Source organism: Mesorhizobium sp. ORM8.1 (assembly GCF_053005525.2).
The window spans coordinates 926266-940069 of the sequence record NZ_CM132600.1; the positions used below are offsets into that span (position 1 = coordinate 926266).

Sequence of the window (13804 nt, forward strand, 5' to 3'; positions counted from 1 at the left end):
TTTCAGCCGGTCGCCCCCACTTTTCTTCCAAGCTTAAAACAGCCGGCCGGGTTTATTACGGCCGACCGCCCTCTTCCAAAGCTTTAAACACCGCGAATTGCGCGTCGAACGCCCGCTTGAAAGCCGGCCGCGCTTCGCCACGCGCGACATAGGCGGCAAGGTTCGGATATTCATCCAGCAGGCCTGATAGGTTCAACCTGCGCAGCACCGTCACCATCATGATGTCCCCGGCGCTGAAGGCGCCGTCGAGCCATTCGGCGTCGCCGAGGCGATTGGAAAGCGGACTGAGCCTCTCGCGGATGCGATCCTTGACCATGGGCATGCGCTGCTCGTTCCAGCTCTCGTTGGCCTCTGCGAACTTTGCGACCTGCAGCTCGAGGATCGGTGCCTCGATGGTGTTGACCGCGCAGAACATCCAGCTGATCGCGCGCGCCCGGGCGTTGGCTTCTTGCGGCAGCAAACCGACGTGGCGCTCCGCAATATGCAGGACGATCGCGCCCGTCTCGAACAGGACGAGGCCACCCTCCTCGTAGGTCGGGATCTGCCCGAAAGGCTGGAGCGCCAGATGCGCGGGCTGCTTCATCTGCGCAAACGAAACGAGGCGGACATCGTAAGGCTGGCCTACTTCCTCCAACGCCCAGCGGACGCGCATGTCGCGCGCCTGTCCCGCCCCGCGATCGGGCGAGCGTTCGAAGGCGGTGATGGTCGGGGTCATTGGAAGCTCCGTGCTGGCGGTCTCGTCGGCGGCTGGCGCCGTTCATGCCCAAGGACGGACGAGCGCCGGCGATCCCGACACTCCAACTGCGCTATTTTTGACGGCGCGCGATCAGGGCTGCCGCGCTGACCTCTATGACCAGGGAGCAAGCCCGGGCGTCATCCGACGCCCGGGCTTTGGGGGAAGATCTGCGTTCAGTTCTTGGCGGCCTGCTCGATCAGGTCGGCGACGGCCTTGGGATTGGAGACATAGACCGCGTGGCTGCCGGGCACTTCCACAGTCTTGGCGCCGGCGCGGGTGGCCATCTGGCGCTAGAGTAGCGCGACGAGCGCCCCGGCGGACCGCTCCGTTAATGGTGCATTAGCCCGCGCTGCCCAGAATAGGTGGATGAAGGCTGCCAACCCGTCCAATGCCGCGTTCGGTCAACGCGGGCGCCCTGTCGGCACGCCGGCGGCACCGCCCGTCCGTGCGCAGGAGAAGACGCGTGGCAACGGCTTTGCGCTTAGACTAGCCGGCCTGGCGGGCATTCCGTTCGTGATTGCGTTCGCCATTTTGTGGACGCTGCCGCACATCGAGGCGCTCAATGGTGAAACCGCGCAGGCGCAACAAAAGATAGTCGCGATAGTCAATCAGCCAATCACGCATCTCGCCCGCTCAGGCGCGGTGTCGGTGTTCTCGCCGGGCTGGTTCCACGAAGGGGCGATCAAACCTGACTTCAACACTGTCGACATCCGCTCCACGCAGGAACTGAGCTACCAGGGCAATGTCACGTCGGACATCGACCCGAACGAGATGTTCGTCGGCAGCGAGCTCGAATTCAACGCGATGACCAAGTATTTCTACACCGACCGGAGCTTGCCGAAGAAGCGGCTATCCGAGCGGGAGATGGTCGAGATTAACGGCCTCTACCGCGTGCTCGGGCACAATGAGCGGTCCGTGATGATCCAGTGGCTGATGCTTGGAGGCCTGTTCGTGTTTGCCATCCTCGGCCTGGCTTTACCGCTGGTGGGGCGTCAGCCGGCAAAACCCTAGGCCGATGGCCTATCGGAATTGATCGCCATGGCACGGCGCGCGAAAAACCCTATCGTGTTTGTGTGACCGGCAAGCCAAAGGGAGCCCCACCATGACCCTCACCAACCGGGACCTCGTCGAGCTGACCGAATGGCGGCGCAAGCTGCACCGGCAGCCGGAGATTTCCAATGAGGAGGAGAACACGGCGAAGGAAGTCGTCGCCTTCCTCGCCGATACCGGGCCGGACAAGGTGCTGACCGGACTTGGCGGGCATGGCGTGGCGGCGGTCTATGACAGCGGCCGGGTCGGGCCGACCGTGCTGTTCCGCTCCGAGCTCGACGCGCTGCCGATCGAGGAGCTTTCGGGCGTCGAGCATGCGTCGCAGGTGCCGGGCAAATCGCATATGTGCGGGCATGACGGGCACACCGCGATCCTGGCGGCGCTTGGCCGGCAGTTCGGCCGCGAGCGGCCGGCGCACGGGCGTGTCGTGCTGATGTTCCAGCCGGCCGAGGAGACCGGCAATGGTGCCGCCGGCGTCGTCGCCGATCCGCGTTTTCACGAGATCACGCCTGACTTCGCCTTTTCGCTGCACAATCTGCCCGGCGTGCCGTTCGGCGAAGTGCGGCTCAAGGATGGTGTGGTCAATTGCGCCTCGCGTGGCATGCGCATCATTTTTGAAGGCAAGACCGCGCATTCCTCGATGCCCGAAACCGGAATTTCGCCGATGCTGGCGGTGAGCGAGCTGATGCCGGCCTTGCCCGCGCTCGGCCATGGCACGTTTGCCGACGACGATTTCGGCATGGTGACGGTGACCCATTGCACCATGGGCGAGGCCGTGTTCGGCATCGCGCCGGCGCATGCGGAAGTGTGGGCGACGCTGCGCACCAGGCGCGACGAACGCATGGCCGAGCAGGTCGCCGCTGCCGAAGCGCTGGCCAGCAGGATCGCCGCCAAGCATGGCCTGAGCGTCGCCTTCGACTATCACGAGATCTTCGTCGCCAGCATCAACGCGCCCGATGCGGTCGAGCATCTCAACCAGGCGCTCGACGAGGAAGGCGTGGTACGCAGCGAGGCGACGCTGCCGATGCGCGCCTCGGAGGATTTCGGCGTTTTCGGCCACAGCGCCAAGTCGGCGATGTTCTTCCTCGGCGCCGGCGAAAAATACCCGTCGCTGCACAACCCCGACTATGATTTTCCCGACGATCTGATCCCGATCGGCGCGCGGATTTTCATGCGCACGGCGCGCAATCTCTTGGGGTGAATGGCCCTGTCGGCCGATGGCGATTGGCTTGTTTTCAGAAGTCAGAACTTCACGGCGAAGCTGGCCTGCACCGATTGGTCGGAACTGCCCGAGCTCAGTTGCGCGCTATAGGCGATCGCAAGCTTGGCGGACGGAGAAAGAGCCAGGTCGAGCCCGGTTTCCAGCACGGCCGCATCGCGGGCGATCGGCACGCCGGAAACCGTGAATGGCGCGCCGCCTTCGAAGGCCATGGCGAGGCTCGGCGTGGTGTCGCCAAAGGCATGACGCCAGCCGAGCGTTGCCCTGGCGGTGGCGTTGACGTCGCCCAGCGTGAAATCGCTGGAGGCATGCAGGCCGAGCGTGGTGAAACTTGTGCTGGCCGAACCACCCGATCCCGATAGCGCGGCGGCGCCGCCGGTTTCCATGAAGCCATCATTGTGAAAATTGACATAGGCGAGGTTGGCGAATGGTTCGAGGGCCAGGCCGCCGGCGCGGATGCCGTAGCCGAGTTCACCAAATACCTGCCCCGTGCCGGCGTGGTAGTCGCCCTTCAGGCTGTCGGCAAAGCCGGTGAAGTCGACGGAACGGTCCGTGCGGATATCGTGCCAGGTGTAGGCAGCGCCGGCGCGCAAGGCGAGATCGCCCCAGCGCGTGCCGCCATAGACACCGAGATGGTAGTTGTCGCTTTCGCCCGACGAGCCACGATCCGTCACGTCGAAATCGGTGCGGCTGTAGCCGGCCAGGAGGCCGAGCCGCCATGTCTCGAACGCAACGCCATCCGCGCCGACGAAGAAACCGCCGGTCGAGCGGCTGAGGCGAGCTGCATTGCCGTCGCCGTCGGCGTGGCCCCAGGAGCCGAAGCCCTGCCCCCAGACCGCCAGGCGATCGGTGGTCGCGGGCACGAGGTCCGGACCGCCGGACGCGTAGCTCATGACCGGAAGTTCGGTCGCGCCGGCCGTGTCGAAGGCCGAGCGCAGCCGCTCCGTCGCCGCATCCCGAACGAAGTGGCTGTCCTCGATCAGAGCGGAGACGACGGAGGCGTGGATCTCGCCCGAGAGCTGGTCGAGGGCCGATTGCACCGACACGGTATCGAGCTGGCTAACCGCGTTGAGCAGCGGGCTCGACAGCGGCAGGCTGTCCAGGCCGCCGCCGACAGCTTTCTGGTTCGGGGTCGTGCCGATCGAACTGAAGGTCAGGTCGCTGCGCGTCACGTCGAGATAGGCCGCGCCCGCGTCGTAATCCAGCGTGAAGGACAGGAACGGCGTCGACAGCGGCGCGGCCTGCGTCAAATCGCTGAAGCTTCCGGCCAATCCATTGGCTGCGGTGAGGATGGTATAGCGGGTGCCGACGACATAGGTGCCCGGAGCGTTCAGGACCTCGACGGTGCCGCCGTCGATAGTGGCTGTCCCCGACGCGGCGATCCTGTCGCCCTGCCCGGCGGCATCGACCTCGACCTCGTAGGTCGATCCCGCCTTGAATTCGATATCGCCGGCGACATTGAGCGTGCCGATCGAATTGCCGGGCGCTACCGTCCCTGAAACGACCGTATTCCCGACCGTGCCGCCGCCCTGCAGGCGGCCGGCGGCAAGCACGTCGAGCGTGCCGCCGAGCGAGCCGTTGACGGCCAGCGTGCCGCCCTCGACGGTGGTGGCGCCCGTGAAACCCGCCGAATTGCCGGTGAGGTTGGTGAAGCCGGCCAACTGGCGCACGCTGCCGTTGCCGCTCAACGGGGCGGCAAAATCGTAGCTCGTGCTGGTGTGGTTGAATACCAAGGTGCCGGTGCCCAGGCCGAAATTCACCTGGTTCGCGCTAAGCGTGCCCGCCGCGGTTGCGGCGTCGCCGGCAGCCGCGCCAATGTTGATGGTTCCCGTCGAACCGGCGGCAAAAGCGATGGTGAGCGGTCCACCGACATCGACCGTTGCCCCGTTCCGAACGGTCAGGGTACCGGTATCGAAAATGCCGATATTGAGAAGACCAGAGTTGACCCAGGAAGAACCCGCGCCATCCACTGTCACACTCCCAAGCGAGCCGCCCGTGGTGCCAATAAAGCCATTGGTGCTTGAGACGGCGCCGCCATTCTGGATTGTCAGTGTGCCGAGGCCGTAGGCGCCGACATGGAGGCTGCCGGAATTGGTCCAACTTGAGTTGGCGCCATCGACGGTCACCGTGCCCGTCGCACCTGGAAGGGAGCTAATATAGCCCATGGCATCTGCGACCTTGCCGCCGTTTTGGATGGTCAGCGTGCCGCCGCCGGAGAGGCCGACATAGAGATTGCCGGAATTGGCCCAGGACGATCCGGCGCCATCGACCGTCACCGTGCCCGTCGAATCGGCGTTGATGCCGATCTGGCCCCCAACGTTGCTGACGGTGCCGCCATTCTTGATCGTCAGCGTGGCGGTGCCGTCCACGCCGACATAGAGGTCGCTGGAGTTGATCCAGGACGAATTGGTCCCGTCGACCGTGGCGTCACCCGTCGATCCGGCATTGACACCGATGAGCCCGAACTTGTCGGTGACCTTGCCGCCGCCCTCGATGGAAAGCGTGCCGGTGCCGAAGAAGCCGACATAAAGGTTGCTGGAATTGATCCAGGTCGAGTTGGCGCCATCGACTGTCGCGCTGCTGGTCGAGCCGGGGTTAATGCCAATAGAGCCAGCAGCATCGGTGACCTTGCCCCCGTTCTGGATGTTCAATGTGCCGTTGCCGGAGAAGCCGACAAGAAGGTCGACGGAATTGATCCAGGTCGAGCCCGATCCATCCACTGTCACCTTACCGGTCGAGCCTGCGGCGTCGCCTATATTGCCGTAGGTGTCGCTCACTATGCCGCCGCTCAGGATGTTCAGCGTGCCGTTGCCGGATTTGCCGACATAGAGCTCATCGGAATTCGTCCAGGAGGATCCCGCACCTTCGACGGTCGCCGTGCCCGTCGAATCGGCGGCGTAGCCAATATAGCCGTAGGTATCGCTTACTTTGCCGCCGTTCTGAATGGTCAGCGTACCGTTGCCGGATTTGCCGACATAGAGCTCATCGGAATTCGTCCAGGAGGATCCCGCGCCTTCGACTGTCGCCGTGCCCGTGGAATCGGCGCCGCTGCCGATCTGGCCCCCAACGTTGCTGACGCTGCCGCCATTCTTGATCGTGAGCGTGGCGGTGCCGTCCACGCCGACATAGAGGTCGCTGGAGTTGATCCAGGTGGAGTTGACGCCATCGACGGTCACAGTGCCCGTCGCACCTAGAAGCGAGCCAATAGTGCCGTTGGCATCTGTGACCTTGCCCCCGTCCTGGATGTTCAGCGTGCCGGTTCCCAAGTTACCGACGACGAGATCGCCGGAATTGGTCCAGGTCGAGTTGGCGCCATCGACCGTCACCGTGCCGGTCGAGCCGGTATTCAACCCGATATAGCCAACAGCATTGCTGACCGCGCCGCCATTCTGGATTGTCAGCGTACCGACGCCCGACCCGCCAACAAAGAGGTGGCCGGAATTGGCCCAGGACGATCCGGCACCATCGACCGTCGCCACACCGGTCGAACCTGCGGCGTAGCCAATATAGCCGTAGGTATCGCTTACTTTGCCACCGTTTTGAATGGCCAGGGTGCCGCCGCCGGAAAGGCCGACATAGACATTGCCGGAATTGGCCCAGGACGATCCGGCGCCATCGACCGTCGCCGCACCGGTCGAACCTGCGGTGTAGCCAATATAGCCGTAGGTGTCGCTCACTATGCCGCCGCTCAGGATGTTCAGCGTGCCGTTGCCGGAGTTGCCGACATAGAACTGACCGGAATTCGTCCAGGACGATCCCGCGCCTTCGACGGTCGCCGTGCCCGTGGAATCGGCGGCGTAGCCAATATAGCCGTAGGTATCGCTTACTTTGCCGCTGTTCTGAATGGCCAGCGTGCCGGTCCCTGAGTTGCCGACATAGAGCTCATCGGAATTCGTCCAGGAGGATCCCGCGCCTTCGACGGTCGCCGTGCCCGTCGAATCGGCGCCGCTGCCGATCTGGCCCCCAACGTTGCTGACGCTGCCGCCATTCTTGATCGTCAGCGTGGCGGTGCCGTCCATGCCGACATAGAGATCGCTGGAGTTGGTCCAGGACGAATTGGTGCCGTCGACCGTGGCGGTACCGACCGATCCGGCATTGACACCGATCAGCCCCAACGTGTCGGTGACCTTGCCGCCGTCCTCGATGGAAAGCGTGCCGTTGCCGGAGTTGCCGACATTCTGGTTGCCGAGATTGGTCAAGGTCGAGCCTGGGCCCGTTACCGTCAGCTTGCCGGTCGAACCCACGACGCTCGCGATGAGGCCGAAATTATCGCTGACGGATGCGCCGTTCTCGATGGTCAATGTGCCATCGCCGAAATTGCCGACCAAGAAGCTGCCGGCGCTGGTCCATTGCGAGCCGGCGCCCGACACGGTCGCGGTGCCCGTGGAACCGGTGTAGGCACCGATGCTGCTGTCGAAATTAGCAAGGGTTCCGCCATTCTGGATGGTCAAGGAGCCCACGGCTCCGGGCAGCCCGACAAAGATGTTCTTTGCCTGGGCGCCGGCGGCGCCGATCACCGTCGGGTTTGGGGTGACGGTCTGTATCACCACGTCGGTGGCAGCGACCGGCACCCCGGCCGACCAGTTCGAGCCGGTGAACCAATCGTTGGACGTGCTGCCGGTCCAGTCCGTCTCCGCCGCCAGAGCGGGCGTGGCGCCCGCAAACACCAGCCCGAGAACCGCAACCGAGGAACTGTCGCGCAGGGCGAGGAGAAGGGACGCCGGCCTTCGGCGCGCAAGTTTGATTGATCCGGTCAAATCCGATCCCCAGGGCCAGTTCGCAGCCTGCGCCGCTTTTTTATGGCGACCTTACCGGGGCAACCCGGACGGGCAAGGCAAGGGAGCGGGAATGAGACCGTAGGTCAAGAAAATGAGACGCCTTGCAAATCAGAGCCGGCAGGGGCGCGCCGGCCTGGCCGGATGGACATTGTCCGGAACCGCTGCCGACGACTCGGACGCGCCATGCCCGGCTCGCGCGCCGGATCACCACGCGTAGCGCAGCACGCCCTTGCCGGAATAGGACCGGGTGACATCGGAGAACTCGCCCTCGAAGCTTGCCGCCGCCGACCAGCCGTTCAGCCATTTCTTCTCGACCGCCGCCGTCACCAGCGCGGAATCCCGCGCCATCGCCGTTGACGACGAAGCTGGCGCCGGGCAGCGTCTGGAAGGTCGCGGTCAGGTTCCGGTCGGGGTTGAAGTCATGCGCCCAAGCCAGGCGTCCGCGCAGCGTGAGGTCGCCGTCGGCCATCGCAAACGACTTGTCCAGGCGCAGGCCGAGCTCGGCGCGGGTGTCGGTCAGGTTTCTGGCATTGTAGGCCAGCGCGAACGTATCGGCGCCGCCGACCGCCTGCTCGGCATAGGAGGGCATGTCGAAGGCGGTGAACTGGGCCGCCGCGTAAGGCGTGAAGCCGATGCCGCCGGCGGCGAGGCGATAGCCGCCCTCGAGGCGGCCGGACCAGGCATTGGCGTCGAATTCGCCGCGCAGGTGATCGGTGCCGGAGACGGTCACGAACCGGTCCGTGGTGAAGTCCTGCCAGCCATAGGCAAGCGCGCCGGTCAGGTAGGCGGCGCCGGCATTGTGGCGGAAGAAGGCGCCGGCCTGGAACAGGTCGGAGCGGCCGCTGCCCTGACCATCGACGCTGAAGCGTGTGCCGCCGCCGGCCAGGGCGAAGCCGGCGACCGTATCGGGCGACAGGCTGTAATCGGCGCCGACGGCGAAGCCGTAGAGATTGGTCCGGGTATCGTTCGACCCAACAGTAGCGTCGCCGTCGGTCAGCTGCGAGCCGCCATAGCCGGCCGCCCAGGCGCGCCAGCGCCGCTCGACAGGCTGGTTGGGCGATGCCTCGGTGGATAGCGCCGCATAGGCGTCGTGCTTGGCCGGGCCTTCCTCGGCATAGGCCAGGCCGCCCATGGCCTGGGTGTCGCGATCGCCGCCGGCCGCACCGCCGCGCCCGGTGATGAACGGATCGGTGATCAGGCCCAGGAACTGATCCATGGCATAGAACGTCGCCTGCTGCGCCCCGGTGCCGATCTCGCCGGAAAGCTGCGTCAAGCCCGCCGAGGTCAGGCCGCCGAACACCATCGGGATGCCGCCATTGGTGTCGAAGTAACCGACGATGGCGTCGGCGACATTCTGCTGGTTGCCGGAAAGCCCTGTGCCCGGCGGCGGGACGAAACTCAGCTCCAGGTCGAGATAGGCATGCGTGTCGTCGTAGCTGAGCGAGGTCTGGAAGCCGGACGGCAGGTTCGCGTTGAGGACCGTGGGGCTGAACTTCCCGGTGATGCTGTCGGCGGTCAGGATCGTATATTGCTTGGCGACATAGCTGCCGCTGGCAAACAGCGGGAAAACGGTGGCGCCGCCAAGCGAGGCGTTGCCGGTGACGGTGGCGGAAGAAGACGCTGCAGGATCGACGACCACGCCGTAATAGGCGCCCGACTGCATCGTAAGGCTGGAGAGGGTCATCGACGTTCCCGGCGTGCCGTCACCCGCCGTAAGGATCCCCCTGAATTGACCACCGTGGCGCCGACGCTGCCGGTTCCGGCAAGATGGGCGCCGCTTTCAACCGTGGTCAGCGATGACGCCGCGATCGAGCCGGTCACGCCGAGCGTGCCCGAGCTTACCGTGGTCGCGCCGGTGTAGGTGCTTGTTCCCGACAGGATCAGCATGGCGCCGCCGGCTTTCGTCACCGATCCGCTGCCGGTGACGGCCTGCTCGAGGGTCGCGGCCGTCGACTGATTGAAGGTGAGCGAGCCAGTGACCGAGATGGCGCCGGTGAGGCCGGATGTCGGGTTGGCGAAGGTGAGGAAATTGTCGCCGCCGGTGAAGATGATGCTGTTGGCGCGGGTCACGCCGTCGCCGCCCAAACCTCCCGAGATCGTCCCGGAAAGGGTGAAGGTCAGATTGCCGCCGACGAGGCCGGCGCCGCCTGTGCTGAGTGATCGACCGAGCCCGCCGTTGCCTCCGGAGACAGCGCTGGCGATAGCGAACTGGACCCCGCCGAGATTGGTGAACAGCAGTCCGATGCCGCCGTTGCCGCCATCGCCGCCGATAAAGCCGCCGCCGCCGGCACCGCCATTGCCGCCGGTTACCGCCACGCCAAGCGCGCGAAAAGCGTCGGCGCCGGTGACAACCGCGCCATAGCCGCCGGCGCCGCCGCCACCGCCGCCGCTGACCCCTGCCGCGCCATTGCCGCCATTGCCGCCATCGCCGCCGGTCGAGGCCGTCTGCGGAAGCGCCACACCGACGAACCCGTGCGCTCCACCGCCACCGCCGCCGCCAGAGGCGTTGAATGATTGGCCATTCTTGCCGTCGTCGCCATCCGCTCCGGCCGTCTGTCCGCCGATGCCGCCGGCGCCGCCCGCCCTGCTGCCCGTTCCTCCGGTGCCGCCGGTGACGCCGGCGCCACCACCGCCGCCGCCACCACCGACACCGCCGCCGCCATTCTGACCGCCGCCGCCGGCGCCGGTCGCGCTGTCTCCTCCGCCGTCACCGCTGGCGTTGAGGCCTCCGCGCCCACCACCCGCCAGCGCGGGGCCGATCCACAATGTCGTGCTTGCCAGAAGCAGAAGGGCTACGCTTCGCGTGATGCCTCGCCGCATGGTGGGCCGGCGCGCATCGGGGAAGGCTCGACCGCGATCCGTCAGGCCTTGGCGCAGGCGGCCGGGCAGCGCGGGCGCCGGGCACGCGCAAGCCACCACAAGACTTTCATCTGGCCCCTCTGCCGTCGCTGTTTCGCCCACCGTCCGCCTCCCCCTTGAACACACCGGACAATTCGCAGACGCATCCGGACCTGCAAGGCGGGCAGAGAGGAATGAGACGCCGGGTCAAGAAAATGAGACGCCTTGCAAAGCAGGACCGGCGCGGCGCGCCGCCATTGACGATGGATGGAGGCGAAGATTGTCGAAGGCCCGCGGCGCGTTGCCGGGCTGCTTCGCCGCTCTCCTGCAAGCGCGGGCCAAGCAGAGTGAGCGACAGGGAGATTCGAAAGCCTCGGCGCTGGAAACGGGCGGTCTACGTCGCCGTTGCATCCTCACCACGAAGCCAGCGGCCCATGGTCCTGAAGGCCGGATCGCCAACCAGCTCGGTCACGTCCAGCTCCCCGCTGATGGAGGCGAGGCGCAATTCGGTTGGCGACATCCCATGAGCCTGGCGAAAAGCCCGGTTGAAGACAGAGACATTGCCGAAGCCGCACCGAGCGGCGATGGCGCTGATGCGCTCGCGAGCATGCGCCGGATCGACTATGATCCGATAGGCGCGCGCCAGCCGCCGCCGTTGGATATACAGGGTGACACCGCCCAATTGTTCGAACATGCGATAGAGCTTCGCCCGCGACACGCCGAGCTTGTCGCACAGGAACTCCGGGCCCATCGACGGATCATGAAGATTGGCGTCGATCACCTTCCGGCAGGCTTTGAGCGAGGCACCGGCGGCGACTTGAGCGATCATGTCGCGCCCGTCGCCGGATGCCCCCGCAAATGCCGCGACCATGGCTACCGTCCCCTGCGCGGCGGCATGAATCTCGGCCGGCGCCAGCGAGGGAGCCTGCGCGTAGAGCTGGCGGATGTGCGCGGTAAGCATCGCGTTCAGCGCGCTGGCCCTCGGCAGGATCCTGCCGTGAAGCGCGTCGAGATCGGCAATATACGGCTCCAGCAATGTCCTCGGCAAAACGAGTGTCAGGCTTTTGTAGTCGGACGAGCGCAATATGCTGCGACGTGTCATGTCGAGGACGCACAGATCGCCGGTGTGGACCTCGCTCGCGCGCCCCTCGACGTCGAGGCCGAACCCGCCCTGCGAGCGGAGCGTGAGGCTGATGTGGTCGATGTTGCTGCGCGCTATCGTGCGCGCCGTGCGCTCCAGGGTCTCCGCTGAGGAGTATCCGTCGATAATGACGACGTTCGCCAAATTGTAGCTCGTCAACCCGGCGCTGAACGACGGGCGGGCCGCGGGGCTTTCGGCGTCCATTTCGTAGAGCGGGGCATATCCCGACTGCCAAAGCTCGAACTCACGCGCATTGCCGGCATGGATGGACAGGTTCAGGCGGTTCGGCGCACGGCGGACCGATTGTGGCGCTGGCGAATCCATGCGGCGGCTTGCTCCAAAGCTGGCGGACCAACGTGCCTAACGCCTCGCGATTTTGCAAGGACGCCGGCCTCACGGCATCTTCTCGAACACCGTCTGCGCCGGCTGTCTCCTTGCAACGGGTTCATGGAGGAGATAGCCGCGCCTGCGCGCCTGGGGGTGAGTGACGGGTGTGGCGGGATCGCTGGCCGCAAACTCCATCGCCGGTGGCAGCGCGTGCCGGTGGAACGCGTGGCGGTTGCGGTTGGACCGACTTCTGCCGCCTCTGGCCCAATCGCGGCGTGCCACGTAGCGGGTGGTCATTATAAACAGAGGCTTTATAACGGTCGCTATAGCCCGGCCCCTCATAACGGTCGGCGACATTGCACGGAATAAGGGGAGACGATGCGTTACATACGTCCGCTTTCAATCGAAGATGCCGTCGGCGAGCTCGCCAAGGCGGTTGGGCCGGCCGCCATCCTGGCCGGCGGCAGCGACCTTCTGGTCAGGATGAAGGGTGGCTTCATCGAGCCGGAGCTGATCGTCGACATCAAGCATATCGGCGGTTTCAGCGATATCGAGCAGACCCCGGACGGCTTTCGCATCGGTGCGGCCGTGCCCTGCGCGGTGCTGGGCGAGAATGCGGCGCTGAGACAAGCCTGGCCGGGCGTCGTCGAGGCGGCGAAGCTGATCGGCTCCAAACAGGTGCAGGGCCGTTGTACGATAACCGGTAATCTGTGCAACGCCTCGCCCGCCGCCGACAGCGTGCCGGCGCTGGTGGCTGCCGGCGCCAAGGCCATCGTCGCCGGGCCGTCGGGCAAGCGCACCATTGCCGTCGAGAGCGTGCCGACGGCGCCTGGCCGGACGTCTCTGGCCAAGGGCGAGATCGTCGAGGCGATCCTGCTCGACAAGCGGCCGGCGCATGCGGGCGACGCCTATCTGCGCTTCATTCCGCGCACCGAGATGGACATTGCGGTGGTCAGCGCCGGCATCAATTTGACGCTGGACGACAAGGGCGCGATCAAGACCGCGCGTGTGGCGCTGGGCGCCGCCGCGCCCACCGTGCTTCTAGTCGAGGAAGCGGCGCAGGTGCTGATCGGCTCCAAGCTCGACGAAGCGACGCTGGAGCGGCTGGCAAAAATCTGCGCGGGCGCCTGCCGTCCGATCGACGACAAGCGCGGCACAATCGAATTCAGACGGAAAGTCGCGGGTGTGCTGGCGCAACGTGTCGCCGCTACCGCCTACAAGCGCGCGGGAGGCAAATGATGGCCGGCATAGCGGTTTCAACGACGATCAATGGCGATACGGTCGAATATCTGTGCCAGCCCGACGAGACGCTGCTCGACGTGCTGCGCGACCGCCTGGGGCTGACCGGCGCCAAGGAAGGCTGCGGCACCGGCGACTGCGGCGCCTGCAGCGTCATTCTCGACAACCGTCTCGTCTGCTCCTGCCTGGTGCTGGGCGCGGAGGCGGAAGGGCGCAAGGTCGAGACCATCGAAGGCATGGCGCATGGCGAGCAGCTGCACCCGCTGCAGCAGAAATTCCTGGAGCATGCCGCCCTGCAATGCGGCATCTGCACGCCGGGCTTCCTGATCGCAGCGAAGGACCTGCTGGCCAAGAACCCCTCGCCCACCGAGGAGGAAATCCGCTTTGGCCTCGCCGGCAATCTCTGCCGCTGCACCGGCTATGACAAGATCGTGCGCGCCGTCCAGGACGCCGCAAACGTAATGAAGGGAGCCTGA

General features: G+C 65.7%; 9 protein-coding genes. 4 read left to right on the forward strand and 5 right to left on the reverse strand.

Features of this window, described 5'->3' with window-relative positions:
- Window positions 1-55: 55 nt before the first annotated feature.
- Entirely contained in the window at window positions 56-715 is a 660-nt protein-coding gene (locus ACVDG8_RS04810) for a glutathione S-transferase family protein (protein WP_447253677.1), read from the reverse strand.
- A gap of 387 nt (window positions 716-1102) precedes the next feature.
- On the opposite strand from ACVDG8_RS04810, the gene ACVDG8_RS04815 reads away from it, so the two are divergent.
- Entirely contained in the window at window positions 1103-1747 is a 645-nt protein-coding gene (locus ACVDG8_RS04815) for a hypothetical protein (protein WP_447253678.1), read from the forward strand.
- Window positions 1748-1838: 91 nt separating this feature from the next.
- Window positions 1839-2987 carry an amidohydrolase gene (locus tag ACVDG8_RS04820; protein ID WP_447253679.1) on the forward strand — a complete coding sequence of 383 codons (1149 nt, stop codon included), beginning with the start codon at window positions 1839-1841 and terminating at the stop codon, window positions 2985-2987.
- 41 nt (window positions 2988-3028) lie between these two features.
- On the opposite strand, the gene ACVDG8_RS04825 is transcribed toward ACVDG8_RS04820, so the two are convergent.
- The 4 genes from ACVDG8_RS04825 to ACVDG8_RS04840 form a co-directional block, all read right to left on the reverse strand.
- Window positions 3029-7762: an autotransporter domain-containing protein gene (locus tag ACVDG8_RS04825; RefSeq protein ID WP_447253680.1), complete on the reverse strand. Its 4734-nt coding sequence runs from the start codon at window positions 7760-7762 to the stop codon at window positions 3029-3031.
- A 40-nt stretch (window positions 7763-7802) separates the two neighbouring features.
- Window positions 7803-9467, reverse strand: a complete 1665-nt coding sequence (locus tag ACVDG8_RS04830; RefSeq protein ID WP_455707564.1) for an autotransporter outer membrane beta-barrel domain-containing protein — start codon at window positions 9465-9467, stop codon at window positions 7803-7805.
- The gene (locus ACVDG8_RS04835; protein WP_455707565.1) at window positions 9464-10744 is read right to left on the reverse strand and encodes a hypothetical protein; all 1281 of its coding nucleotides are present in this window, start codon (window positions 10742-10744) and stop codon (window positions 9464-9466) included. Before ACVDG8_RS04835 ends, ACVDG8_RS04830 begins: the two co-directional genes overlap by 4 nt.
- Window positions 10745-11015: 271 nt before the next feature.
- Window positions 11016-12086 (reverse strand): helix-turn-helix domain-containing protein, encoded by a 1071-nt coding sequence (locus ACVDG8_RS04840; protein ID WP_455707566.1) that lies wholly within the window; start codon window positions 12084-12086, stop codon window positions 11016-11018.
- Window positions 12087-12467: 381 nt separating this feature from the next.
- Between ACVDG8_RS04840 and ACVDG8_RS04845 the strand changes: the two genes are divergently transcribed.
- Both ACVDG8_RS04845 and ACVDG8_RS04850 read left to right on the forward strand, forming a co-directional pair.
- Window positions 12468-13328 (forward strand): FAD binding domain-containing protein, encoded by an 861-nt coding sequence (locus ACVDG8_RS04845; protein ID WP_447253683.1) that lies wholly within the window; start codon window positions 12468-12470, stop codon window positions 13326-13328.
- A complete protein-coding gene (locus ACVDG8_RS04850) occupies window positions 13328-13804 on the forward strand; it encodes a (2Fe-2S)-binding protein (protein WP_447253684.1) in 477 nt (158 codons plus the stop codon). Before ACVDG8_RS04845 ends, ACVDG8_RS04850 begins: the two co-directional genes overlap by 1 nt.